The organism is Actinorectispora metalli (assembly GCF_056323685.1).
Genome location: NZ_JBREYE010000001.1, coordinates 3,855,509 through 3,878,909, shown reverse-complemented (window position 1 = coordinate 3,878,909; position 23,401 = coordinate 3,855,509). Strand labels below are relative to the sequence as shown.

The 23,401-nt window shown below is 63.7% G+C and carries 34 protein-coding genes and 1 pseudogene; 7 read left to right on the top strand and 28 right to left on the bottom strand.

Going from position 1 to position 23,401, the window contains the following annotated elements:
• Positions 1 to 159 precede the first annotated feature (159 nt).
• The 3 genes from ACU6XJ_RS18255 to ACU6XJ_RS18245 all read left to right on the top strand — a co-directional run bounded on the left by ACU6XJ_RS18255 (position 160) and on the right by ACU6XJ_RS18245 (position 1,807).
• The gene (locus tag ACU6XJ_RS18255) at positions 160 to 450 is read left to right on the top strand and encodes a hypothetical protein (RefSeq protein WP_476312834.1); all 291 of its coding nucleotides are present in this window, start codon (positions 160 to 162) and stop codon (positions 448 to 450) included.
• 132 nt (positions 451 to 582) lie between these two features.
• Complete coding sequence (locus ACU6XJ_RS18250) at positions 583 to 837, top strand: hypothetical protein (protein WP_476312832.1); 255 nt, start codon at positions 583 to 585, stop codon at positions 835 to 837.
• A 145-nt stretch (positions 838 to 982) separates the two neighbouring features.
• The gene (locus tag ACU6XJ_RS18245) at positions 983 to 1,807 is read left to right on the top strand and encodes a hypothetical protein (protein ID WP_476312830.1); all 825 of its coding nucleotides are present in this window, start codon (positions 983 to 985) and stop codon (positions 1,805 to 1,807) included.
• Positions 1,808 to 1,864: 57 nt separating this feature from the next.
• Here ACU6XJ_RS18245 and ACU6XJ_RS18240 read toward each other — a convergent pair whose 3' ends face one another.
• The 7 genes from ACU6XJ_RS18240 to ACU6XJ_RS18210 are packed head-to-tail and all read right to left on the bottom strand — an operon-like array spanning position 1,865 to position 6,290.
• The gene (locus ACU6XJ_RS18240) at positions 1,865 to 2,572 is read right to left on the bottom strand and encodes a replication-relaxation family protein (protein ID WP_476312827.1); all 708 of its coding nucleotides are present in this window, start codon (positions 2,570 to 2,572) and stop codon (positions 1,865 to 1,867) included.
• Between the two features lie 29 nt (positions 2,573 to 2,601).
• A complete protein-coding gene (locus ACU6XJ_RS18235; RefSeq protein ID WP_476312825.1) occupies positions 2,602 to 2,880 on the bottom strand; it encodes a hypothetical protein in 279 nt (92 codons plus the stop codon).
• Between the two features lie 29 nt (positions 2,881 to 2,909).
• The gene (locus ACU6XJ_RS18230) at positions 2,910 to 5,186 is read right to left on the bottom strand and encodes a type IV secretory system conjugative DNA transfer family protein (RefSeq protein ID WP_476312822.1); all 2,277 of its coding nucleotides are present in this window, start codon (positions 5,184 to 5,186) and stop codon (positions 2,910 to 2,912) included.
• Between the two features lie 43 nt (positions 5,187 to 5,229).
• Complete coding sequence (locus ACU6XJ_RS18225) at positions 5,230 to 5,394, bottom strand: hypothetical protein (RefSeq protein ID WP_476312819.1); 165 nt, start codon at positions 5,392 to 5,394, stop codon at positions 5,230 to 5,232.
• Positions 5,391 to 5,678, bottom strand: a complete 288-nt coding sequence (locus tag ACU6XJ_RS18220) for a hypothetical protein (protein ID WP_476312817.1) — start codon at positions 5,676 to 5,678, stop codon at positions 5,391 to 5,393. The genes ACU6XJ_RS18225 and ACU6XJ_RS18220 overlap by 4 nt, the downstream gene beginning before the upstream one ends.
• 3 nt (positions 5,679 to 5,681) lie before the next feature.
• Positions 5,682 to 5,963 carry a hypothetical protein gene (locus ACU6XJ_RS18215; protein WP_476312814.1) on the bottom strand — a complete coding sequence of 94 codons (282 nt, stop codon included), beginning with the start codon at positions 5,961 to 5,963 and terminating at the stop codon, positions 5,682 to 5,684.
• Between the two features lie 9 nt (positions 5,964 to 5,972).
• Positions 5,973 to 6,290, bottom strand: coding sequence for a hypothetical protein (locus ACU6XJ_RS18210; protein WP_476312812.1), 318 nt, complete (start codon positions 6,288 to 6,290; stop codon positions 5,973 to 5,975).
• A gap of 197 nt (positions 6,291 to 6,487) precedes the next feature.
• Here ACU6XJ_RS18210 and ACU6XJ_RS18205 point away from each other — a divergent pair, with 197 nt between their 5' ends.
• Complete coding sequence (locus ACU6XJ_RS18205) at positions 6,488 to 7,183, top strand: hypothetical protein (protein ID WP_476312809.1); 696 nt, start codon at positions 6,488 to 6,490, stop codon at positions 7,181 to 7,183.
• 160 nt (positions 7,184 to 7,343) lie between these two features.
• Entirely contained in the window at positions 7,344 to 7,667 is a 324-nt protein-coding gene (locus tag ACU6XJ_RS18200; protein WP_476312806.1) for a hypothetical protein, read from the top strand.
• A 75-nt stretch (positions 7,668 to 7,742) separates the two neighbouring features.
• Here ACU6XJ_RS18200 and ACU6XJ_RS18195 read toward each other — a convergent pair whose 3' ends face one another.
• From ACU6XJ_RS18195 to ACU6XJ_RS18170, 6 genes are all read right to left on the bottom strand, one after another.
• Positions 7,743 to 8,108, bottom strand: a complete 366-nt coding sequence (locus ACU6XJ_RS18195; protein ID WP_476312804.1) for a HEAT repeat domain-containing protein — start codon at positions 8,106 to 8,108, stop codon at positions 7,743 to 7,745.
• Entirely contained in the window at positions 8,105 to 8,854 is a 750-nt protein-coding gene (locus ACU6XJ_RS18190; RefSeq protein ID WP_476312802.1) for a hypothetical protein, read from the bottom strand. The genes ACU6XJ_RS18195 and ACU6XJ_RS18190 overlap by 4 nt, the downstream gene beginning before the upstream one ends.
• Before the next feature lie 130 nt (positions 8,855 to 8,984).
• Positions 8,985 to 9,455 carry a hypothetical protein gene (locus ACU6XJ_RS18185; RefSeq protein WP_476312800.1) on the bottom strand — a complete coding sequence of 157 codons (471 nt, stop codon included), beginning with the start codon at positions 9,453 to 9,455 and terminating at the stop codon, positions 8,985 to 8,987.
• 23 nt (positions 9,456 to 9,478) lie between these two features.
• Positions 9,479 to 9,760 carry a hypothetical protein gene (locus ACU6XJ_RS18180; protein WP_476312797.1) on the bottom strand — a complete coding sequence of 94 codons (282 nt, stop codon included), beginning with the start codon at positions 9,758 to 9,760 and terminating at the stop codon, positions 9,479 to 9,481.
• A 56-nt stretch (positions 9,761 to 9,816) separates the two neighbouring features.
• Positions 9,817 to 10,044, bottom strand: coding sequence for a hypothetical protein (locus ACU6XJ_RS18175; RefSeq protein WP_476312795.1), 228 nt, complete (start codon positions 10,042 to 10,044; stop codon positions 9,817 to 9,819).
• On the bottom strand, positions 10,041 to 10,421 hold the full coding sequence (locus ACU6XJ_RS18170) for a recombinase family protein (RefSeq protein ID WP_476312793.1): 381 nt from the start codon (positions 10,419 to 10,421) through the stop codon (positions 10,041 to 10,043). The genes ACU6XJ_RS18175 and ACU6XJ_RS18170 overlap by 4 nt, the downstream gene beginning before the upstream one ends.
• Positions 10,422 to 10,719: 298 nt before the next feature.
• Here ACU6XJ_RS18170 and ACU6XJ_RS18165 point away from each other — a divergent pair, with 298 nt between their 5' ends.
• Entirely contained in the window at positions 10,720 to 11,922 is a 1,203-nt protein-coding gene (locus ACU6XJ_RS18165; protein WP_476312791.1) for a helix-turn-helix domain-containing protein, read from the top strand.
• Positions 11,923 to 11,969: 47 nt separating this feature from the next.
• Positions 11,970 to 12,842 carry a DMT family transporter gene (locus tag ACU6XJ_RS18160; RefSeq protein WP_476312788.1) on the top strand — a complete coding sequence of 291 codons (873 nt, stop codon included), beginning with the start codon at positions 11,970 to 11,972 and terminating at the stop codon, positions 12,840 to 12,842.
• Positions 12,843 to 13,095: 253 nt separating this feature from the next.
• Here the strand turns inward: ACU6XJ_RS18160 and ACU6XJ_RS18155 are convergent.
• The 15 genes and pseudogenes from ACU6XJ_RS18155 to ACU6XJ_RS18085 all read right to left on the bottom strand — a co-directional run.
• A pseudogene (locus ACU6XJ_RS18155) lies at positions 13,096 to 14,019 on the bottom strand (YifB family Mg chelatase-like AAA ATPase); the annotation flags it as partial.
• Positions 14,019 to 14,438 (bottom strand): YraN family protein, encoded by a 420-nt coding sequence (locus ACU6XJ_RS18150; RefSeq protein WP_476312786.1) that lies wholly within the window; start codon positions 14,436 to 14,438, stop codon positions 14,019 to 14,021. The gene ACU6XJ_RS18150 and the pseudogene ACU6XJ_RS18155, both read right to left, overlap by 1 nt.
• Positions 14,439 to 14,998: 560 nt before the next feature.
• Positions 14,999 to 15,322 (bottom strand): DUF2469 domain-containing protein, encoded by a 324-nt coding sequence (locus tag ACU6XJ_RS18145; RefSeq protein WP_476312784.1) that lies wholly within the window; start codon positions 15,320 to 15,322, stop codon positions 14,999 to 15,001.
• A gap of 16 nt (positions 15,323 to 15,338) precedes the next feature.
• Positions 15,339 to 16,166, bottom strand: a complete 828-nt coding sequence (locus ACU6XJ_RS18140) for a ribonuclease HII (protein ID WP_476314086.1) — start codon at positions 16,164 to 16,166, stop codon at positions 15,339 to 15,341.
• A 77-nt stretch (positions 16,167 to 16,243) separates the two neighbouring features.
• Positions 16,244 to 16,972, bottom strand: coding sequence for a signal peptidase I (gene lepB / locus ACU6XJ_RS18135; RefSeq protein ID WP_476312781.1), 729 nt, complete (start codon positions 16,970 to 16,972; stop codon positions 16,244 to 16,246).
• A gap of 41 nt (positions 16,973 to 17,013) precedes the next feature.
• A complete protein-coding gene (gene lepB, locus ACU6XJ_RS18130; protein WP_476312778.1) occupies positions 17,014 to 17,877 on the bottom strand; it encodes a signal peptidase I in 864 nt (287 codons plus the stop codon).
• Between the two features lie 30 nt (positions 17,878 to 17,907).
• A complete protein-coding gene (gene rplS / locus ACU6XJ_RS18125; RefSeq protein WP_476312775.1) occupies positions 17,908 to 18,267 on the bottom strand; it encodes a 50S ribosomal protein L19 in 360 nt (119 codons plus the stop codon).
• Positions 18,268 to 18,494: 227 nt separating this feature from the next.
• Entirely contained in the window at positions 18,495 to 18,875 is a 381-nt protein-coding gene (locus ACU6XJ_RS18120; RefSeq protein ID WP_476312772.1) for an effector-associated constant component EACC1, read from the bottom strand.
• 43 nt (positions 18,876 to 18,918) lie between these two features.
• On the bottom strand, positions 18,919 to 19,686 hold the full coding sequence (trmD, locus tag ACU6XJ_RS18115; RefSeq protein ID WP_476312769.1) for a tRNA (guanosine(37)-N1)-methyltransferase TrmD: 768 nt from the start codon (positions 19,684 to 19,686) through the stop codon (positions 18,919 to 18,921).
• The gene (gene rimM / locus ACU6XJ_RS18110) at positions 19,686 to 20,213 is read right to left on the bottom strand and encodes a ribosome maturation factor RimM (protein ID WP_476312767.1); all 528 of its coding nucleotides are present in this window, start codon (positions 20,211 to 20,213) and stop codon (positions 19,686 to 19,688) included. The genes trmD and rimM overlap by 1 nt, the downstream gene beginning before the upstream one ends.
• A gap of 8 nt (positions 20,214 to 20,221) precedes the next feature.
• A complete protein-coding gene (locus tag ACU6XJ_RS18105; protein WP_476312764.1) occupies positions 20,222 to 20,461 on the bottom strand; it encodes an RNA-binding protein in 240 nt (79 codons plus the stop codon).
• On the bottom strand, positions 20,458 to 20,931 hold the full coding sequence (rpsP, locus tag ACU6XJ_RS18100) for a 30S ribosomal protein S16 (protein WP_476312761.1): 474 nt from the start codon (positions 20,929 to 20,931) through the stop codon (positions 20,458 to 20,460). Before rpsP ends, ACU6XJ_RS18105 begins: the two co-directional genes overlap by 4 nt.
• Before the next feature lie 177 nt (positions 20,932 to 21,108).
• A complete protein-coding gene (locus tag ACU6XJ_RS18095; protein ID WP_476312759.1) occupies positions 21,109 to 21,849 on the bottom strand; it encodes a lysostaphin resistance A-like protein in 741 nt (246 codons plus the stop codon).
• A gap of 180 nt (positions 21,850 to 22,029) precedes the next feature.
• The gene (locus tag ACU6XJ_RS18090; RefSeq protein WP_476312756.1) at positions 22,030 to 22,194 is read right to left on the bottom strand and encodes a hypothetical protein; all 165 of its coding nucleotides are present in this window, start codon (positions 22,192 to 22,194) and stop codon (positions 22,030 to 22,032) included.
• A gap of 435 nt (positions 22,195 to 22,629) precedes the next feature.
• The gene (locus tag ACU6XJ_RS18085) at positions 22,630 to 23,382 is read right to left on the bottom strand and encodes a lysostaphin resistance A-like protein (protein ID WP_476312753.1); all 753 of its coding nucleotides are present in this window, start codon (positions 23,380 to 23,382) and stop codon (positions 22,630 to 22,632) included.
• Positions 23,383 to 23,401: the final 19 nt, after the last annotated feature.

Sequence of the window (23,401 nt, the reverse complement as noted above, 5' to 3'; positions counted from 1 at the left end):
CCCCCCCCCCCCCCCCCCCCCCGCTTTATTTAAGTTTGGGGCTGGCGGATGGTTGTGGCTTTTGTTTCTCTCAGGGCTTGGCGTGGTTGTCTCGTTGGTTGTGAGGGTGACAGTAGATGCAACCTATCTACTACTAACCACTAAACGAGGTACTGCGGTATGAACACGCACACTCCCCACACCAACCACACATTAACACTACTTACGGATGTCGACCTCGGTGAATGGTTCACCGTTCCGGCCAACCAGATGCGGCGGGTCGAATTGGGCCGCTTCTCCGGCGACACACCCCGGCCAGCATTCGCGGTGGTATGGCATGACCCAAATGGCGAAGAATTCGTCACTTTCGAGGACACGCAGCTGCCGCACGAAGATGGGAGTTACACGCTGGTGCGAAACTTCCAGAATTACGATGAACAAGACCGCTTGGTCCGCCTCGTGGGCAAATAGTCGTCCTTCCGGCTGCTTCCCGGCAGCCAGCTCCTCCAGCAAACACACATCGGGATGGTGGAGGGACTGGCTACCGGGAGGCGGTAGCTCCACGGGGTATTTGCTCTGTGGGTTTGAAGAGAAGGGGGTTGGATGAGTCGCAAGAAAGGACTCCTTCGTACTGTGATTGAGAAGTGCGGAGAAGTTGCGACACCCGTCGGCGTGATAGCGCTTGGAACTGCAATTTTGCAGGCAGCGGCAAAGACTTCGATCGCCAACGATGTTGTCCTTGATGCAAGCGTCACGGTGACGCTTGTGTGTGCGTTCTTGGTTGTGGCGAGAATCGGCGACTGGGTTCTCTTCGATGCCGTACCCAAGGAGGACGTCACCACAACCACTCAGGAATAGCCCCTCTTCGTCGCCCCGCGCTTCCAATCGATGCGCGGGGCATTACTCCACATGGGTAGTCCTATGAGTTTTAGTTTTCAGAATTTCCGCGTTTACAGGTACCGTGCCGGGCGACGAGCTACCAACATTCGTCGGAGGGGTCTGGATGCTCGATATCAAGAGCGGGGTTCTACGAGCGCGCTCGTGGATGGCGCATAGAACTACTGCTTTCAAAGCGGCAGTAGCTGCTTCGTCAGAAGCTACCGTCACCTGGCTAATTATTGGGAGGCTTGCGGACACGGCCGCGATAACTGACAAGGCTGGCGTTGTTGGTTTCCTAGCCATCCTTGCGCTCTGCTACGGAGCCAACCATCTCCACCTTGAGTGGAAGAAGGAGAAGTCGAAGCGAAGTACAAAGGCATTTGCGTTCGGCTGGCTTGTGCTTGCTGTGGGACTTGTCCTCGGCACTGTCCGACTGCTCTTCATGGATGACACTGCACCCGCAGTTCAGGCGGCTCCGTCGTCATCGACTTCGCGGGCCGTGAGTAGCACGAAGGCCCCCGGCGTCCACCAGGTCAGCGGTACCCCCCCGGCTTCAGACGACAACGCGCAGGAGGGTGCCCGTCATTTGGGCTTCGACATGTCGACGACGAACCCGAACCAGCGCAAGGTCACGATACTTCTCCGGTCGACCGGCAGCACAGATGTCACCGGGTTCCAAGCGGACTTGGAAGCCTCGGCGCACGGCCCTGGCTGCGAAAACGCGCACGTCAACGTTGAAGCTGTCGCTGAGCAGGCCGCCGATCTGCCAGGTGCATCGCCTGTCGTCATGGATGCTCCAAACGAGCCTGGACAGGTCGGGAAAAACAGCGTGGCGGTGCCGTTCGTCAACGGTACGGACTTGGCACGGGTGACGGCATGGCTTGCTGATGATGCTCCAGAGTGCCAGCAGATCAAGCTCGACATCGCGGCACAGTTCATCCCTCGGTAGAGACGTGGTGCGGCCAACTCCCCGAGCTGGCCGCACCACAACCACGCTCTCTTCGCCTCACAGTCCCTCAACGACGTCGCCAAGTTCCGCGTAGCTGGCAACCACGAACATGCTGGTCGGCTCAACCCCGCACGAGTCGATCACCCGCTGGATGACAACCTTCCTCCGTTCATCCGGCACCACGAACAACACGGTTGGGATGTACTCCTGGTCCCACATCTCGTACGCCTGCCCGTAGCGCTGGCACTTCTCCTTGATGGTCGCTGGATGCTCGGTGCCTCTGTCGACTTCCAGCCACAACCATTGCTTGGTCCTGGTTTCCACCTGGCCCAGTTCCACCGAGGCGTCTGGCGTGAGCAAGGTGTAGCCCACGGCCTGGTGGCACTCCGGTTCCGTGATGAAGGAGATGACGCGGTGGCGGCCCGCGTGTTCGACCCGCTTCAACGCCAGGAAGCAGTCCGCTATAGCGAGGGTATGCAGATTCACTGCCCGCGGTGCCCAGTAAGCCCCCGGTTTATCCAGCAGCTGCCACCCCCGGCGCCCGAGCTGGTAGACGAACTGGCTGCTGCCGCCGTGGTCACCCCCGATTAACCGCCGCAAGCGACTGAGGTAGCGGGCCTCGACCAGCCGCTTCAAACTGCGGTCGCACGGCGTGGACGAGGCGACATCGGCAAACAGCGCGTCGCGGATATGGCTGCTGGTGAGTTGGCGGAACTTGCCCACCAGTTCAACCACTGCGTGGTCGCGGTCCGGCAGCTTCTTCACCGGCGGCACCTGTCTGGGCGCGGACACCGCTACTGGTCGCCTTCATCCTTTGCGGGCGTGTCCGCGATGGTGCGCCCGAGTTCTTCAAGCAGGCGATGCGCCTCCTGGAGTTCGTACCGGGCGTCGCGCAGCTGGTGCTTCGCGTTGATGGACGTCGCATCGATGGCCGCAGCTACATCCGCCGAAGGCCGTTCCTCGGCGAGGTCTTCTACCTTGGCGAGCTCCAGCAGGATGTCCGACATCGCACGTGTCATCTCGAGGTTCTGTTGTTCAAGCAGGCGGCGCAGATCATCAAGCGCGGCGTTCACCCGCTCACGGTGGAGAAATCCAAACATGCTCACTCCCAGGGCTGCGGGCCGAACTTCGGCTTCCTGTTTCCTTTGCCGCCGCTACGGCGGCGGGCTTCAATCTCGGTCTCGACCTCGGCAACGGGTCGGCCGTACTTCGTGCGACTCGCAGCTCTGACGGCGTTTGCGACCCCCGCAGTCCGCGACGGTGGATCAGTCACCAGCGAAATAGGGGAACTCACGCCGTCGGCCGTGGACAAGCGCGCCAGTGCCTCGTACGCGCCCAGCTTGAGAAAGTCTTCTTCATCGACCAGACGGCCGAATTCCCGTTGCATGGTGCGGGCGTCACGCGCACTTGTTTGGAAGACACATTTTGTCCGACAGTTGGCTAAAACTGCCTGCTCCAGCCCGCGCACCTTGGTGAGCTGGTCCAAATCTTGGTGTGCCAGCACGGCGCCGAGGTTGAAACTGCGCATCTTAGCCAGCATGTCGGCGGCGTTGACGGGCAAGTTCACGAAATCCTGGAACTCGTCCAAGTACAGGAAGTTGGGCTTCTTCACCTTGACGGTGCGCACGGCCGACCACAAGGAATTGATCAGCAGCGTGCCTGTCAGGCTCGCGGTCTGTTCCCCGATGCGGGTGCCGTTCAGAGAAATGAGGACGATTTTATTCTGCGTGAGCACTTCCTCGAACGTGAAGCTACTCGTGGACTGCCCGATAATATTTCTAATCTCGGGTCGTACAGCAAGCTGCCAAATCCGGTTATGCACCGGCGCGGCCATGCGGTCGCGTTCCTTGTTCTTGTCGCTTAAGTACCGCTGCCAGAACAACCGCACATCGCGGTTTGGCACGCTGCGCACGATTCGGTCCCGCCAGGCGATTTCTTCCGGTCCCTGCGGGGTTAACAATGCGGGGAGATCAATGAAGGTGCTGCCAGGGGTGGCGGCCAAGGCGTGGAGGCCGTAGTAGAGCAGCATCGGAGCGTAGACGCCGCCGTGGTCGCCGTAAATCCCGGTGACAAGCGCGCTCAACTCGTCCACGGCCGAGCTGGTGGTGCCGGAGTTCAGGATGTTGAAGCCGACCGGGAAGTCGGTGTCGGCGGTGTCGAGCACGATGACGTCGTTAATCCGACGCCGCGGGATGCGGTCGAGCACAGCGTGAAAGAGGTCGCCTTTACTTTCCATGATGATCACGCCGTGACCGTTTCTTAGGTCCTGCGCCGCCATATTGGCAAGCAAAGTGGTTTTTCCTACCCCGGTCGGCCCCAGAACATGAACATGTTTCACGGCTTCGCGGTAGTCGAGCGCAACTACCCGCTCGGCGCCTGGGAAGTTCGACCTCCCGATAATCCGCCCCTTCAAGGGCACAGCCGCGGTCGCCGGTAATTGCCGACTCATTCCGCCGGGCAATCCCGCCACGTGCGGCGAGCCGATCGGCCACGCCAACAAGGCCGTGGACTCACTCACCGAGAACTTCCCAGCCCCGAAGAGGCCGGGACTCCGCACGTTGATGCGCCGCTTCAACCGTGACGGGAGCAGCAGCTTCTTGCGGAGCTGCGTTTGTGCGTTGCGGGTACTCGCAAGCGACGCTTGCACGCGGTAGAGCAGCTGGTGAGCTTGGTCGTCGTCTCCAGCAGCGGCGCCAAGACGAAGCAGGCCGTACAGGTTTGGCTCGGCCAATTTGCTGCGCTGGCCACCGATGACGTCGGCATCGCGCTTGCCTGGCAACCAACTGCTGCCACTCTCGCCCTTCGATGTGACCGGCGGTTTCTCGCGGGGTGCAGGCGCTAAAACCCACTGCATCACGACGGCCTGGCCGGTCTTGAGGCCCTGCACGCTGGCCAGCACACTCGCCGTTACGACCTCCGGTGACGTCACCGTAAGACTCTGCGTCGAGTTGGTCAGTCCGAGTTCGACGGCCGCCAACCATTCGTGGTGAGGCAGCTCCCCGACTTCCGGCTCAACCCGGATACCAGGAATGAGGCTGCGCAGCTGGCTGACGAGGTGATCGGCGTGCGGCTTGGGAACCACCAGGCGGTAGCTGATCTGTCGGTCGGTGGCCAGCAGCTCGATCACGAGGACCGGCGTGCCGAAGCCGGACGCGGGCACCGTGCGCAACGTGCCGCTGATGCTGGTGAGCCAGGACTTGACCTGCACGGCCTCCAAGCGCGAGGGGAAGGTCAAGGCGAAGCGCAGACGCTTGGACTTGTCGATCTTCGAGGACGTCATGTACGTCATCCGTTTCACGTACAAGAAGCGGCCTGTCCCTCGACCAGCGGAAATATTCGTCACCGTGACTTCAAGCCCCAGGGTGATGGGGGTGGGCACGTAGGACGCGTTCCGCTCACGAGAAACAGGCCGCTTCAAGGGTCTACCAGCGGGTCAAACGGTGGTAGACGAACCCGAGGGCCAGCACGACCACGAAGATGGACACCAGCAGCGGCAGCCACGGTTCGATCGCCCACCACAAGATGCGGATGGTGACCGCGAAGAGGATCGCGGTCACCAGTCCGGCACGGAATTTGGCAAGACTCACCGGTTCCGCCACTCCCGTGCAATCCGGTCCATTTCGGCCTTCGTGCGTACGGTCGCTTCGTGGATGCCGTCGCGGGCGTGTTCTCCCCGCTTGACCATCGCCCGTAGATCACGCTTGGCCTTCACGCCGGGATGCTGGTAGATGAACCAGGCCCCGACGCCGATGCCGATGAGCACGCAGACCCACCAGAAATTGATCACGAACCACACGAAGCCGGACACCACCACGGCAAACAGGATGAGTGCGCCGAAGAAGGTGGCGAGCATCGTCGCGAGGTCGTCCATGGACTAGATCACCCCCGACGAACGCCAGATGTTATGCACCTCGTTGACGTGAGCGATTTGAATCTGCCCGAGGGCTTGTAGCAGCGCCGGATCACCCTCGGCCAACGACTTGCGGTAGTGGTTCAGATTCACTACCGAGTCCATCGCGAGCAAGGTGGTGGCAATCCCTGGGTCGCATGCACGCTCCGCCGGGAACAGCACCACGTTCGATATGCAGGTCCGCGCTGGCGACCTGTGCGGCTTCTTAAACAAGCCCGTCAGCTTGCGCAGCAGCTTCTTGGTCACGGTTTCCGCCTAGAACGCGCTGCCGCGCTGGATACGACTCAGGACGTTGACGTGGTTGAGCTGAAGCTGTACGAGGAGACTATTAAGTCCGGCGTCATCCCCGGCGACCTGCTGCCGGTAGTGATGGACACCTGCGACGCTGTCCATCGCGTCCTTGGTGATCTCCTCCGCGATAGCGATCTTGGCCTTCGCCACGATGCCATCAGCAGCTTCCTGACGCAGGTTGGCCAGGAGACGTTTGCCCTGCGGCGACTGCACCAGCCCACCGTGGGTACGCATCAATGGCATCACCTCCGCCCGTGCGGAGAGGCGTTCGAGTTCACCCATCGTGTCTGCTCCTTGCTGTGTTCGGCGTGCCCTCGCGTTCGACAGGTTGTAACCGGTCGGACACCTTACGCGCTGAAGACTAGCATCTAACTGCTAGATGACTGCAATGTCATTGACAGTCGTTTACCTAGCAACAAGGTTGCGGAGAGTGTCTACGTGTTAGACTGCGAGTTCGCACGTAGGCAGGAGGAGACGGCATGCCCAACATGCCGGACATCGACAAGCTTCAAGCGAAGGTCGCGGATAACCTTGCTGCCCTCATACAAGATGATGGGTTAACGCTGACCCGCATCCAGTTTAACGGTGATGCTCTGTTCAAAGTCACTGGAACGACAGAGCCACGCAAGGTATACGAAGCAATTGTCGATACACTTGATTCAATGCCGGATGATCGCTTTTCGGAGTCACTAAGAAACGCTCTCGGCATTGAAGATGTGCAAACCGGTAAAAACACAAAACTATCCGAACGTCGTGCCCGCCTGATCGCTTCTAACAGATTCCCAAGTGTATCCGAGGCAACACTACGACGCTGGGAGCGAAAAGCTATCAGCGTTCTAGCCGCGATACTCACCAGGTCTCACCTATCGGTAACGAACGATGATCTGACCGATGAGCTGCTCGCCTCCCTTGCTGATATGTTCGAGAAAAACCCTATGAGCATACCCAGCAGGAACGAAGCAGAAGAGATTAGGGAAAAGTTTACAGAAGCCCTCAGCGGACAGGACAATGACCCCGTACTGATTGCCCTGCAAGATATATACAATCAAATACGGCAACAGACAGCTCAAATGAGGATTCAGACCACCCTGCTCGGTCGAATCTTCCACACTCTAGAGCGAACACCACCAAGTAACGCATCAAAACAGCCTGAGACAAGGCCCAAAGCAAGCTAAAGAAGGACTCGGATTACTATGGCGTTCCGCGATTCTGCGGGACGCCATAGTTTTATGTGGGACATAACGGCCCTGAGGTAGCCAGTTTGCACAAACGCAGTAAGCATTGACGAATCATCCAGTCTCAATATAAATTGTATGGATACCGTCAACTCTTCCTATGGGAGAAATTGTGTCATTCATTAGCCGGACGGTTTGTGACCTCAGCGGCAAAGAAGCTAGTGATGAAGAATTCGTCTCGCTGATCATCAGGAAACATCCGAAGATCAAGGAACCCCGATGTCTGGATGTCCTTGCCGGTGAAACCTACAAGCTCCAGGATACAGAGGAACTCGTCGTATTGGAGGTCGGTAAGGGGCGTAAGAAACGCCAAGTGGTGATGACTCACGCGGAATTCCGCAAGCTAGTGCCTGACGAAGTGGTCCGTAAGGCCCGAGGAACTCGGGGCCGCAAGCCTGGTTACTCAAACAAGAAGATTGAGTAACCAACTGTCCCGCTCTTCTGCTTGAGCCCTTTTAGGGCTCGCAGAGAGCGGGACGTTTCATGCAGGTTGAAGAATTTAGGACAACCCATCCCGTTCTTTCTCCCACACCAACAAAGCCGTATCCGCCCGCGAAGCAGCAGCCCCATACTCATCGTTGTCAGCCAGTTCTTCGAGTACGGCAACGGCTTCGTCGGTGGCACCACGACGCAGCAGATAACTGGCGGCAGCACCTCGGATATTGGGGTCTTCGTCCTGGAGGAGGGGGAGCAGAATATCTTTGGTCGTTCCTTGTTCGTCCCAACCTTGGACCAATGCACTGAGGGCATCAACGTAAGAGTTGTAGTGCTTGGCATCAGGGTCCTGTCCGGCGGGAATGCTTGAGCGGGCCTGTACGTTTTCGCGGAAGGCTTCCCGGGCGGTGGAAACGGGGTCAGTGGTCACTGCTGCGACGCTCCTTTTCTCCAGGCACGGTTAACTTCCCGCACCCCTCTATTGTACTGCCGCTGCCAGGTAGCACCGTTCAGTGCGTCCCGCAGGGTGCTGTTCGTGCCTTCGACTTTTTCTGAGTACCGCGCACTGATTTCCCGGTGCACCACCGTGGGAAGGCGCACCATATTGTCCGTGGTGTTAATCCGGGCGATGTCAAACCCACTACGGTGCGGTTTGGCCTGGGACTGCTCCACGAGGTGGTGGATTTCCTCGCCTGGCCTGGTACCGATGGCCCGCTTCGCTGCCGAGTACGACCGGTACGAGCGCACTTCGCCCTGTTCTTCGGCGATGGTCTTCCAGGCCCGAGGCGGCGGTGTAGCCGACCTGGTTCCTGCGGAAGCCGCGGGCGATGGTGAAGTCGTCGGTTTTGCCGTCGCCGGGCTGCTGGCCGTACTCGTTCCTAATGCTTCCGTTGTCGAGGCCGTCTGAAGATCGACGCCTGCGAGGCCGAGACTCCGAAGGTAGGTGTCGATGGCTTTCCGGCCGTTGGCGAGTTCCTGATGAAGCTCAGCAAGACGGCCAAGCACGCCGTCGTAGCGGGCAAGGGCCTGCGACAGTTCGTCGGCCTTCGTTCCCTTGGCCACGTCAGCAAGCCGGTTGCGGGCCAGGCGCAGTATGTCCGTAGCGCTATCGAGGGTGCTGGTTGGCAGCTCCCGTACTACTTGACGCAGGGTTCTACCGAGATCGTCAACCGCCACAAAAATGTCCCCGCCAAGGTTGTCTCGGTGCCATCTGGACCAAGATCGTCTCAGATGGCACCGACAAACCTGACGGGGACAGTCTCGTATCTGGGATAAGGGCCGCTTCGGCGGGCGTCTTCCTACCGGCTCATGCCAACATCACCCGCGCCGTCTGCCGCGTGAGCGAGTAGACGTAGAACTTCCGATGCATGGAGCCAGCCTGGGCGTGCTGCACGTCCCAGGCTGAAGAGTCGGTATCACCAGCAGCGGCATGCCACCCTGATGCCGCTCCGCATCCTCGACACACTTGGTTGCTGAACGTGGCTTCCACGACCTCGGGCCTGATGGTTGGGATTCCCGGCAACACCACCGGCGGCGTCTCCCATGGTTCGTCCTTAATATCCACCACCGTGGCCGCGAGCACCTGCTCTGGCTGAATACCGTCGACTTCATCACCGCCATCGGTGACGATGGTGATGCTGTCCGCGATGCAAAGAAGCGCTCCCTCAACCGTTCCGCCACCTGCCAGGGCGCAACTGAGGTACACCAATTCCCCGTCTGCGGTGCCGTAGTTTGCGGCATTAAGCAGCGGCAAGGGATATGCAGTGGTGTGCGACATAGAAAAACTTCTCCTTGTACGGCTTATCTACCGTCTTCTGAGTCAGCATTAAATGCTTCGTCTTCGGCAATGACCGCCAGCTCCCCCGTCGGCCACTCCACCCGCTGCCGCACCATCAAGCCGTCGTTGCCACGGTCGGCTTCCCGCCAGTTCAACCTGATGGGTCGCCTTTCGTGGATGGCTTGCTCTACCAGCTCGGCCACGGTGACGACAGAGGGAGCAACGTCATCGGCGGCAGCTTCACCACCAAAGACGTAGGCGTGAAGCGGATGCTCAAGCCGAGGCGGCAAACTGTGCTTACCCATGACGACGCCGCCCGCGGAAAAGGGAGGCTTCCGCGGGCGGCGCTTGAAGCAGCGTGTTAGCTGGTTGCGGGCGGCAGTTCATGAGCGACCGTGCCCTCGATGACGTCACCCGCACTGTTCGCCCGCTGCTGCATCAGTTCGGCCAGGTCCGTAAGATCGGCGGCCGTCTTCAACCACGTCTCAGACGACACGGGTTGCTCTTCCTGCATGACAAACCGTAGGGCTGCGAGCTTGTAGTTGACGGCAAAGATGGCCTCGTAGATGGGGCGGTCGTTGTCGTTCACGAGGCCGCCTTGATCGCGTCGCTCATTACAAGCAGTTCGGCCCCGGTCCGGGCGATGTTGCGACGCAAGGCTTCACGGGCGACGTCGAGCCTCGACAGGTGGTCAAGATCAGGGATGACGACACCGTGCGTGGTGTCAACAACAAGGACATCGAGCAGACCCGCAAAACCGGAGCGCACCAAGTCGGTGTCGGAGTACCCACGGTCGCAGAAGGTGGTGATGAGTCGTAGCCCCTTGGCGACGCAATAGGCGGCAATCTCCAACCGAGAAAGTTTTATCGATTCCTCGTCCGGATGTTCCATGCGCACATACCCGAAGACAACGGGCCGAAGGTCGCGGACTTGTTTTTCTGGCGGATGGGTTGCGAGGCTTGCCATATGGGGCCGTCCCTGGGAGCGCCGGAATTTTTTGTTGGCGGCGACCCAGCCCAGGGATCGCTAAAAACGTGGGGGAAGCAATCCCCTGTGTCACAGGCAGGAATCCACCTACCTCGGAGGGACACAGGGCGGCCTCGGGGGGAGGGCCGACCTGGGCTGGGTGCCTGGTGGCGACCTTCCCAAATGGCCTAACCGCCAGGACAGAGCGTGTTACTGGGCGGTTTGTACGCAAACCACGCATTGGTAGGCTTGACCAGCAGCAACGGCATGGACGCGAAGAGTCCAAGGGGGCAAACCGGTGGCCGTGGCACGAGTCCGACTCATCGAGGCACGGAAGAACGCAGGTCATACGCAGGAATCGCTGGCGGCAGCCCTTCCGGTCGACGCCGTGAGCACCGTGGCCCGGTGGGAACAGGGCAAGAGCAAACCGCAGCCGTATCTTTGGCCGAAGCTGGCGAAGTTGCTCAAGGTGTCGCGGGAGGAACTCGCTGAGCTTTTCTCGGACGAGCCGTCGTCCACTAATGGCGGACTATTGGCCACTCGACCGAGTGACGGGAAACTCCCGACGCTACTGGAAACACCATCAGTAGTCCCTCCCCGGGGATACCAACGAGTGCACCCCGCACTGTTGGACCAGTTCGAGATGCTGACAAATACTTACCGCCAGATCGACTACCACTCCGGCGCGCAGTCGATCTACGCCGAAACGGTGCATCACCTCAAGCGGCTTTTGGCCATGGCCAACCACGTGCCGTCTGGCTTGTTCCAACGCTTCATCCTGGGCCTAGGCGACGTGGCGCAGCTGGCAGCGTGGCTAGCCATCGACAGCCAGGATTATGGGACGGCACGGCAGTACTGCTCGCTGGCGTTGTCCTCGGCCCAAGAAGGTGGCAGTCGGGGGCTTCATGCCTACGTGCTCGGCATCATGAGTTACATCCACCTGCATGCGGGTCGGGGTCCGGAAGCGTTGCGTTTGCTGCAAGCCGCCTGCGTCGTGGCCGATGACGCAAGCGTGAACCCGGCGGTGCGTTCATGGTTGCTCGAAGCAACTGGAGAGGCGTACGGCATGGCCGGAGAGAAGGCGGCCGGAATCCAGTCACTGGCAAAAGCCGAAGCGTTGTTCGATGCCGTCAGTGCCGCCGATGTGCCTGTCTACCTGGGATTTTTTAACGACAACTGCCACGCGGCGCGGTTGGCTGGACGGTGCCTGGTTCGCCTCGGGGACACGAAAGCAGCCATCACCATGCTGGAAGAGGCTGTCTCCTTGCTGCCAGAGCACTTCGTACGGGAACGTTCCGGCACATTGATCGACCTGGCATCAGCGCAACTGGCAGAGAAACATGCTGAACAGGCAGCGCACACGGCCAGTAACGCTTACCGGATGGCTGTTGCCACGCAGTCGGGCCGCAACCAACGGCGGGTGCACGAACTGCTGCCAATGTTCGTGCCCTACCAACGGCTTCCGGCTGTGGGTGCCTTGACCGATGAAGTTCGCGGCTAGGCTGGTTTGGTGCCGCTTCGTCACCATCACCGCCTGGCCGTTGCCATATGAACCGCACAACCTGGGCCGGGCTTCTACTGCTCTCTGTGCTCTGGGGTGGGGCGTACCTCGTTATCGAGGTGGCCTTGAAGGAGTTTTCTCCCGCCGTTGTCGTGCTGGGTCGCGTGGTGCTGGCCGCAGCGGTCCTTCTTCCGCTTGCCCTGCGGCGGAACGTATTGGCGCCGCTGAAGCAACATCCCTGGCTGGTCCTGATCACGGTGCTCATCCAGTCGACCGCACCCCTGTTGCTGTTGACCTTCGGGCAACAGTGGCTCTCATCTGGACTGACCGGCATCCTGATCGGTGCACAACCTCTGTTCGTGGCGCTATTGGCTTTGAAGTTCCACCCCACCGAACGGCTGCACGGCGTCAAGGGTGTGCTTGGCCTGCTGGTTGGTTTCGCGGGCCTCGTGCTGCTGTTTGGCGTTGACCTTCGCGGCGGAAGCCAGGCACTGCTGGGCGGCGGCCTCGTGGTTGGAGCTGCCATCTGCTACGCCGTGGGGGCGCTACTTATCCACCGGAAACTGACCTTCGCCGAGCCGCTGGGGATTTCCACCAGCGCCATGCTGGTCTCCACCACAGTGCTGCTGATACCGGGTTTGTTGACGCTGCCGGACACGATGCCATCGACGCAGAGTGTGGTTGCCCTGGTAGCGCTTGGCATCGTGTTTACCGGCTTCACACTCACACTCTTCTACGGCCTGATTGCCCGTGCTGGACCAGTACGGGCCACCTTGGTGTTTTACCTGTCCCCTGGGGTGACAGTGCTTCTGGGCTGGTGGTTGCTGGGGGAAGAGGTCACGCCTACGACCGTGCTGGGACTCGTCGCGATTGTGGCCGGGTCGATTTTGGCGGCGGACCGGGTGCGGGTGGAGGGGTGAATTCGTCCGGCTCAAGAGACGACAACGCGCACCGGGATAGGGTCAGCGGAAGTAGCCGCCTATTTTCCGGCCGCTGAGGTGCGCGTAGAAGGTCTGTCTATGACCGGCGAAGGTTCCGGGCTCAATTCGGCCCTCGTTTTCGTCTCCGACCACGCCAGCCACCAGGGGCGGCGACAGACCCTCTGACCTGCGGCGATGCGGTACCGGGCCGGTGTTTCCCCTGGTAGAATGCTGTCTGAGGGATGAGGTTGCTTTCACTGGCATCGTCCAAGAACAGCACGCCGCGGTGGGCGGCGCTGATCGCGCCGGGTTTGGGCATGCCCGAACCGCCCCCGATCAAAGCCGCCATGGAAATGGAGTGGTGCGGGGCAGTGAATGGCGGGGTGGAGATCAATGGGGATTCGCGTTGCAGGGTGCCCGCGGTCGAGTGGATCGCGGTGACCTCCAGTGCCTCCTCCGGGGAGAGCTGAGGCAGCAAGCCGATCAGACGTTGGGCGAGCATGGTCTTGCCTGTTCCCGGGGGTCCGCCCAGCATCAGATGGTGGCCGCCTGCGGCGGCGACCTCGAGTGCCCAGCGCGCTTCGGGTTGTCCGACGACGTCACCGAGGTCGGGCACGTCGATGACGGGCATGGGCATCGGCTCGGTGGGCTGGGCCAGTTCGGCTTCGCCCGCCAGCCAGCGCACGATCTCGTCGAGGCGTTGGGCGCCGTAGAGGCGGATATCTCGGACCAACGCTGCCTCCGGTAGGGCCGCCAGGGGAACCACGGCTCGGTCGAAACCGGCCTTTCGGGCGGCGAGAACCGCGGGCAGCACGCCTCGGATGGGTCGGATCCGGCCGTCGAGCGCCAGTTCGCCGAGTAGGACCAGTCCATGCAGCGATTCGGTGGGGACGTTGTCCGCGGCGGCCAGTACCGCGAGTGCCAGGGCGACGTCGTAGCCGGAGCCGCCCTTGGGCAGCATGGCAGGGGCAAGGCCGATAGTGACCCTGCCGCCGGGCCAGTCCTTGCCGGAGTTCCGAACCGCCGCTTTGACTCGGTTCTTGGCTTCGCTGAGCGAGGAGTCCGCGGAGCCGACCAGTTCGGTGCCTGCTTGGCCGGGGCCGACGGATGCCTCGATCTCGACGGGGACGCCATCGACTCCGAAGAGGGCTACCGACCATGTCCTGCCGAGCGCCATCACAGCACCCCCCGATAGTGGGTGATGACGGGTTGGGTGCCGGGTTGCCAGAGGACGCCGATCACGTCAAGGCGAATCGGGCACCAGCCGACGCGGTGGTTGCGCAACCAGTCCAGGGTGAGTTGTCGGATTCGACGGGCCTGGTATGGGGTCACGGCCTCGAGCGGGGTGCCGTAGCCGGTGCCGGAGCGGGTTTTGACCTCGCAGACGATCAGCTGCCTGCCGTCTGTGGCGACAATGTCCAGTTCGCCGCCGTTGGTTCGCCAGTTGCGGGACAACACGACCAAGCCGAGGCGTTCGAGATACCTGGTGGCGTGGTCCTCGCCGCGGCGGCCGAGCTGTTTGGGGTCCGCCGGGGGCTCTTCGAAGCTGTTGTCCAGGCTGGGGCCTGGACTCGATGGCAGAGTCGATGTGCCCACGGCGGGTTCCCCTCGGTGATGGCCGCCGGGTGCGGCCGGTCGATATCAACATTTCCGGGATTGGGCCGTCTGGACCAGCGGCATCGGGCGATCTGTGGATAAGAGGGCCTGCTGTGGATAACACGCCCGGAAAGTGAGTTCACGGGCGAAGGGTGGCGGTCGAATGTGGTAGTGGCCCAAATCGATGGATGGGCTGACTTGGTTGAACTCGGCGCAGGAGCCGGGGCCCGAAGGTCCGCTGGCAAGCGATCAGTCAGTTCACTTGAAGCCCCGCGGTACAAGGATCTGCTCGCGGCAGTTCGTGCCCGCTGTCGGTGTAGAACGGCGCGGGTTGGACGTGAATCGATATGCGGTGCCAGATGCCGAGCGCCGCCGCAGGTAGGGCACGCCCGGGCTGAGACGCGGCGCGGCGGAGCAGGGCGAAAGACTCATCCCAGTCGCCGCTGGCAACTAGTCAGGCGGGTTCGACGGCATCACGTCTGTCACAACGCGACGAGCCGGAAATGCCGATGGCCAGGCGGGAGGCCTGGCCATCGGAGAGAACGAGAGCTACCGCGACGCTAGGTGCCGAAGGGGCCGCCTTCGGGGAGGCGGAGGTCGGGTTTGTCCAGTTCCTCGACGTTGACGTCCTTGAAGGTGATCACCCGGACGTTCTTGACGAAGCGGGCGGGACGGTACATGTCCCACACCCACGCGTCCGACATGCGGACCTCGAAGTAGACCTCGCCGTCGGAGTTGCGGACCTGCACGTCGACGCCGTTGCAGAGATAGAAGCGACGCTCGGTCTCCACGACGTAGGCGAACTGGCCGACGATGTCGCGGTACTCCTTGTAGAGCTGCAGCTCCATCTCGGTCTCGTACTTCTCGAGATCCTCCGCGCTCATCGGGCTCGTTCTCCTCCTAGTTTCTGGCCTGCGCCGTCGTGTGCTCGTCGAGGGTGACGAGCAGTTCGGTGACATCCTCCGCGCCCAACTCGACGGGGTCGGAACCACCATTGTTCACCACGCCGCCGCCGAGGCCATCGAACAACCCGGGTTTGGACACGACACGCCGCGGTGAAGTCATCCGATGCCTGGCCGCGGCGGTCACCACATTGATGTAGGTCCACCTGTGTTCGACGCAGGGGCCGTGCTCGTTCAACGCCTGGGTGTGCTCGCGGGTGCAGTAGCCCTTGTGCTCGTCGAAGCCGTACACCGGGTACTGCTCGTGCAAGCCTGCCATGATCCGGTCGCGGGTGACTTTCGCCAGTATCGACGCGGCGGACACGCAGGCCACGACCTGGTCGCCCTTGACAACCGGCATGTTGGGGGCGGTGAGACCGGGCACTCGAAAACCATCGGTCAGGACATAGCCGGGGTGAACACCCAGGCGGGCGACTGCCCTGCGCATGCCTTCCAGGTTGGCCACGTGGATGCCGATGGCGTCGATCTCCTCGGCGGGGATCACCACGACCGAGTGGGCCACGGCGCGGCGCAGCACGAGGTCGTAGAGGCGGTCGCGGGCCGCGGCGGTGAGCAGCTTGGAATCCGTCAGGCCGTCGAAGCGCTGGCCGTCACCGGGGCGCAGCACGCACGCCGCCACCACCAGGGGGCCCGCGCAGGGGCCTCGGCCCGCCTCGTCCACGCCCGCCACCGGGCCCAGCCCGCGGCGGTCCAGTGCACCTTGCAACGCCCACGTCCCGGTGCGCCGCACCACCGCCCTGGGCGGCCAGTGCAAGTTCTCCGCCATCGCTCTACCGGCCTGCCGCACACTCACCGGACAAGGGTAGAGCGGTGGCTTCGCGCGCCTGAAGGAGGCACCGGAGCTCAACTCTGGGGGTTGTGGTCGCCGACAACCTTCCAGCGGTCGAACGGGAACAACACGATCCTGGCCTTGCCGACCACGGCGTCCACCGGGATGGGGCCCTGGCCTGCGAAGCGGGAGTCCGCGGAGTTGTTCCGGCTGTCGCCCATCACCCACAGGTGGCCCTCGGGCACGGTCACCGGGCCGAACCTGGTGTTGTCCGTGGGGCCGGTGCCGGGAACGTAGTACACATAGGGCTCGTCCAGCGGCTTGCCGTCCACCAGGACCCTGTTCTGCTGATCACAGCACTGCACGGTCTGACCGCCGACCGCGATGACGCGCTTGACCAGGGTGTCCAGGTCTTGGGGGCCCAGGCCGAGGCCGCCACGCAGGTCACGCCACCACCCGGTGAACACATCGGGTTCGGACTCGGGTCCGCCCCAGGACGGGGGCCTGCGGAACACCACGACCTCGCCGGGCTCCACCTCGGTGAAGTCGAAGGTCAGCTTGTCGACCAGCACGCGGTCGCCGACGCAGCCCTCGCAGCCGTGCAGCGTCTGCTCCATCGAACCCGAGGGGATCTTGTAGACCCTGGCCACGAAGGTCTGCACGACGAACGTCAGCACGAGCGCCATCACGACCAGGATCACCAGCTCGCGGACCGCGGAGCCCGCAGTCGAACGGGCGCGGCGCCGTCCTCCGGCGCCGCGCCCGCTTGGCTGTTCGCTGATGTCCCGCCCCAGTTCGACCACCAGGCCACGCTACCCGAAAAGCAGCCTGGCCCGGTGCGCCCTCAACGACGAACCAGGCGCACCCGCAACCGTTTTCCGGCCCACAGCACCGGGAAAGCCGCGGCGAAGCCCAGCGCGGGCGGCAGGCCCTGCTGCCAGCCGGGGGCACCCAGCGCGACGTTCTGCGGGTTGTGGTCGTCGATGCCCTGCCAACGGGTCGGCGGCAGCACGATCACCCTGGCCTTGCCGATCACGTTGTCCACCGGGACCGCGCCGTGGTTGCCCGCGCGGGAGTCCGAGGAATTGTTCCGGTTGTCACCCATCATCCACAGGTGGCCGTCCGGGACCGTGATCTTGGTGAACTCCTGCTGCTGCTCGCCCATGCCGGGCTGGTAGAACAGGTAGGGCTCGTCGAGCGGCTTGCCGTCGACCTTCACCCGGTTGTTCTCATCGCAGCACTCGACGGTCTGGCCGCCAGTGGCGATGATCCGTTTGACGAAGTCGCGCTCGTTGGGCGCGCCGATGCCGATGGCGGACCCGAAGTCCTGGAACCAGCGGACGACGAGGTTGCCCGAGCGGGCCCCGGCGAATTCGGGGCTCCAGGAATCCGGGCCGCGGAAGACGACCACGTCGCCGGGGCCGGGGTCCGTGAACAGGTAGGTCACCTTGTCCACCAGGACGCGGTCGTTCTGACAGCCCGTGCAGCCGTGCAGGGTGCGTTCCATCGATTGGGATGGGATGACGTACACCCTGGCCAGGAAGGTCTGGATCAGGAACGTCAGCACCAGCGCGGTGACGAGAAGAATGGGGAGCTCCTTCCAGAAGGAGCCCTTCTTCTTCTCGTCCTTCGCCTTGCGGCTCTCTGCGGAAGAGCCGAGCGCGTCCGGTTCGTCTTGCGGGGAGGTTGAGGGCACGACGTTAGCCACCGGGTCAGATTACAGACGGTCGCGAAAAGGTCACGACGCCGGGCTGGTCTCGCGCTTTTCCTTGATCTTGGCCGCCTTGCCGCGCAGATCACGCAGGTAGTACAGCTTCGCCCGGCGGACGTCACCGCGGGTAGCGACCTCGATCTTGGCAATGTTGGGCGAGTGAACCGGGAAGGTGCGCTCGACGCCGACACCGAAGGAAACCTTGCGGACGGTGAAGGTCTCGCGGATGCCGCCGTTCTGGCGGCGGATCACCACGCCCTGGAACACCTGGATCCGCTCGCGGGAACCTTCGATGACGCGGACGTGGACCTTCAGCGTGTCGCCAGGCCGGAAGTCGGGGATGTCGGAACGCAGCGAGGTGGCGTCCAGAGCGTCCAGGGTGTTCATCGGTTTGGTCCGTCCTCGTTGGTACTCACTAGTCAGGTCTGCAGGTGCCCGAACACGTCGGCGCTGTCATCGTCTCAAGCACGATTCGCTGCCTACGCGATGGCCCGGGCATCTCAAAGCCACACGGGCGGGCAAGGCCACCCGGCTGCAGCAACCGCTCCAGTGTGCCAGACGGCACCTGCGCCGACGAAATCACCCCGGGAAGTTCACCACCGGTGAGAGCGCGGTCACTCCTGGCCGAGCCTGCCCGCCAGCTCGCCCGCGAAGGTCTCCAACTCGGCGAGGTCGGACCGCTGCATCAACTCGCCTTCGATGACCACGGTGGTGCCACCCCTGGTGAGCTTGACGGTGAGGCTCGGGCCGCGACTGCGCATCCACACCGACAGCGCGCCGATGAGCGCGCCGACCGTGTCGCCCACCGCGGGCCGCACGGTGATGGTGTCCAGCAGCGGACCGAGAGTGCCCGGCTCGGGGGGCTCCTGGTGCAGCCGAACCCGATCGCGAAGCGCCTCCTCGTGCCGGAGCCAGTCCAGCAGCGACAGCGCCTCGTCACCGTCCCCGCCGGTGATGGTGATCAGCAGACTCACAACCGGTAAATCGACCGACACAGTGGGTAACGATAGCGTGTGACGGGTAACGGTTCGATCTATTTCAACCGATGGAACCGGGTTCTTCGTCACTCAGCCGTGCCAGCAGTGCCCGGTCGTGCTTGTCCAGGGCGGAAGGCGGAAGGGCGGCCAGCAGGTCGGGACGACGGTGGTACGTGCGCTCCAGTGCCTGGTCACGGCGCCAGCGGGCGATGGCGGCGTGATTGCCCGACCGCAGCACAGGCGGTACTTCCAGCTCGCGCCACACCTCGGGCCGGGTGTAGGAGGGGCCCTCCAGCAGGCCGTCGGAGAAGGAGTCCTCGCGGGCCGAGGCGGGGTTGCCCAGCACGCCGGGGAGCAGGCGCGAGACCGCCTCGACGATCACCATCACCGCGACCTCGCCGCCGACCAGCACGTAGTCACCGATCGACACCTCGTCCACCGGCATCCGCCGGGCGGCGTCGTCGATCACCCGCTGGTCGATGCCCTCATAGCGGCCGCAGGCGAAGACCAGGTGCCGTTCGGCCGCGTAGGCGTGGGCCATGGTCTGGGTGAACGGGCGGCCCGCGGGCGTGGGCACCACGAGTCGGGCGGGCGGGGCGTCCGGCGGGCACACCGTGTCCAGCGCCTCGCCCCACACCTGCGGTTTCATCACCATGCCGGGGCCGCCGCCGTAGGGCGAGTCGTCGACGGCCTTGTGCACGTCGTGAGTCCAGTCGCGCAGGTCGTGTACGCCGAGTTCGATCAGCCCGCGGTCGATGGCCCGCCCGAGCAGCGCGGCGCGCAGCGGGGCGAGGTACTCGGGGAAGATCGTGAGAACGTCGATGCGCACTAGTCGAGCAGTCCCTCTGGCGGGTCGAGCACCAGTCGCCCGCCGGGCAGGTCCACCTGGGGCACGATCTCGGTCACGAACGGCACCAGCGCGTCCTCGCGGCCCTCCCTGGTCAGCACGAGGACCTCCCCGCCGGGCCCGTGCAGGACCTCGCGGACGGTGCCCACGACGGTGCCGTCGGAGAGCACCGCGGACAGGCCCTCCAGCTGGTGGTCGTAGAACTCCTCGGGGTCCTCGATCGGCGGGAGTTCGTGGCGGTGCACGGTGAGCAGAGCGCCGCGCAGCGCCTCGGCGCCCTCGCGGCCCGCGACGCCGTCGAAGAACACGAGCAGCCGTCCGGTATGGGGCCGGACGGCTGCCACGGTCAGCTCACGGGGGGCACCGGTGCTCGGGCGAGCCCCGAGCACGGTGCCCGGTACGAACCGCTCCTCGGGGGAGTCGGTGCGCACCTCGACGACCAGTTCACCGCGAATGCCGTGCGGCTTGATCACCCTGCCGACGACGAGTATGTCGGATGCGCTGGTCATCGGGGTTCTCAGCGGTCAGTGTCGACGACGTCCACCCGCACGCCGCGGCCGCCGATGGCGGCCATCACGGTGCGCAGCGCGGTCGCGGTCCGGCCACCTCGGCCGATCACCTTGCCGAGATCCTCGGGGTGCACGTGCACCTCGAGAGTGCGGCCGCGGCGAGTGGTCAGCAGGTTGACACGGACGTCGTCCGGATGGTCAACAATGCCCCGAACCAGGTGCTCCAGGGCGTCTGCCAGCACACTCACGCGTCGGCTTCCTCAGCCTTCTCGGTCTTGGCCTCTGCCTTGTCCTCCGACTTGTCGGCCTTCTCGGCCTTGTCGGCGGTCTTCTTGCCCTTCTTCTTGGCCGTGGTGGCCTCGACGACGGGCTCCTCGCCCGCGGCGGCGAGCGCGGCGGCGAACAGCTCGGCCTTGTCGGCCTTGGGCTCGCGGGTCTTCAGCGTGCCCTCAGCGCCCGGCAGGCCCTTGAACTTCTGCCAGTCACCGGTGACCTCGAGGATGTGCTGCACGGCCTCGGTCGGCTGCGCGCCGACGCCCAGCCAGTACTGGGCCCGCTCGGAGTCGACCTCGATGAAGCTCGGCTCTTCCTTCGGGTGGTACTTGCCGATCGTCTCGATGGCCTTGCCGTTGCGGCGGGTGCGGGCGTCGGCGACGACGATGCGGTAGTACGGCTGGCGGATACGGCCATGCCGAGCCAGCTTGATCTTGACGGCCACGGGTAGGGTTGCTCCTGCTCTCGCTGGTTCAAACGGTGTCAGTGCCCGTTCCGGCGTGGGGTTTATCCGGTTGAGCGCTGGAAGTTATGGGTGTCGCCGCCGGTGAGAGGGACCGAGAGCAACAATCAGCCTGCAATTCTGCCAGACGTCTCCGCCGTTACCCAATCGGGTCCGCTTTCAGGCGGGGATCACGCCCAGCGCGACGAGCAGGATGCCCAGCGCGGGGAGGAAGTTGTTCACCTGGTGGGCGACGATGCTGGCGGTGAGGCGGCCGGTGATGAGGCGGGCCAGGCCGATGGGCACGCTGATGATCAGCAGCAGCACGGTGCGCTTGGGTTCGAGGTGGGCGATCGCGAAGATGACGGTGCTGAGGAAGAACGCGGTCCACCGGCTCCAGCGCAGGCGTTCCATCGCGCCCCAGAGCAGGCCGCGGTAGATGATCTCCTCGCAGATGGGGGCGACGAGCCAGACGTGGAGGAAGATCACCACGGCCAGCAGCGGCGGCAGGTTCAGCCCGGCCAGCAGTTTGCCGACCGCGGAGTGCGCCTCGGCGGGGCCGACCCAGTGGGTCCACAGGGTGGCGGCGACGAGCGTGACGCCCAGGCCCGCGACGCCGAGGGCGGCGCCCCAGGTGAAGTCGGACCAGCGCCAGATCAGGCCGAGGTCGATCTTCGGTCCGTTGCCGCGGAAGATCGTGATCGCGGTGGCGACTGCGGCGGCGAGCACGATGGGCACGATCAGCGCGATGAGCAGGCCGCCCGCCTCGAGTTGCTCGCGGCTTTCGCCGGAGTAGGGCGCGACGACGAAGACCGATGCGAGCAGGAAGACCAGTTCGACGAGGAGGAAGGCGCCGAGGCCCCAGCGGTGGTAGGGCCGAATATGGTCGTCCGGGGCGGCGGGCGTCTGGGTGATTTCCACAGCCCCCTCCTCACGCCAGCCGGATCTCTCGAACGGAGCAGCAGTGAGGCTAGTCTCCGCTCCTCTTACACCTGCTGCCCGCCCACCCCACCGGGAAACCGACCAGGCGGGCCAACTCGCGGTCCCACACCCCGGACTCGAAAGTCACTTATATCGCTGTGGCGGTCCCCGCTTTCCAACTTAGCGGTCGTCCCTGCCCTGCGCGCGTCGCTCGCCGATTTCTCCCCAGGGCGCCATGATGTCGTCCCGCGGGCGCATGATGTCGCCCTGGGTGGTCATGATGTCGCCCTGCGCGGTTCGCGACCCGCGCTCCGATTCTTCGACGCCACAAGCACTTCCGCTCAAGCCGTGGATCACAGACCCCCTGGACAGCCCCCGCCCGCCCGGGGGGACGAGCCCTCGGTCAGCCTATCGCCGCACGCGGACGAGTTTCGAGCGAAACGGATGATCTGGGGATAACTCCGGTGTTTGTGGATAACACGCCGTAAACGGGCTGTGGGCTGCGTATGTCGGAGGCGGAATGTGGTAGAGCGCCACTGACGCTGGGTTGCGAACAGGGGTTGCGAACAGGGGTTGCGAACAGGGGTTGCGAACAGGGGTTGCGAACAGGGGTTGCGAACAGGGGTTGCGAACAGGGGTTGCGAACAGGGGTTGCGAACAGGGGTTGCGAACAGGGGTTGCGAACAGGGGTTGCGAACAGGGGTTGCGAACGACCTTGGTCGAGCGCCGTTTCCTTGGTAGGTGGGGCGGCAGCGTGGAGCGGCTGGGCCTGTGGGTGGGTCAGGTTGCGGTGAAGAAGACGCCGAGGGCGGGGAGGAGGTTGTTGGTCGCGTGGGCGACCATGCTGGAGCCGATGCGGCCGGTGATCATGCGGGCGACGCCCATGGCGAGGCCGCCTGCGAAGAGGGTGGGGAGGCGTTCGGGTTCGCCGTGGAGGAAGGCGAACATCAGGGCGGTCAGGCACAGGATCGCCATTCGGGGTAGGCGGTAGTGCTCGAGGGCGCTCCAGAAGGCGCCGCGGACCAGGAGTTCCTCGGTGAGCGGGGCGCCGATGAAGATGAACGCGGCGAACAGGGCCAGCCACACGGTCTTGCCTTCGGCGGCGACGCTGAGTCCGGCGAGGGGCGGGTCGGCGGGCGCTTCGGTCGGGGCGATCACGCTCATCACGATGCCGATCAGCACCGCGAGGCCCAGCGAGATGCCGCCGCACACCAAGCCCACCTTGATGTCGCGCCAGTTCGGGATGATGCCGAAGTCGCGGCGCAGGCCTTGGCCGTGCCACCACGAGAACAAGGCGGGAAACAGGCCGAGGAACAGGTTGGGGATGAACGCGAGCAGCAGCAGCGGGCCCAAGCGCGGGGGGTGCGCGGCGTCGAAGGGTTCCACGTTGCCGTTGACCACGCCGGTGAGTACCAGCGACACCAGGTAGTAGGCGCCGTAGCCGAAGAAGAACGCCAGGAAGCCCCAGTGCAGGCGGTCCCGGACTTCGAGGCGCGGCTGGGGTCCCGGGTCGCGTTCCGGCTCGTGGGTCACTGCCGCTCCAACTCGTCCG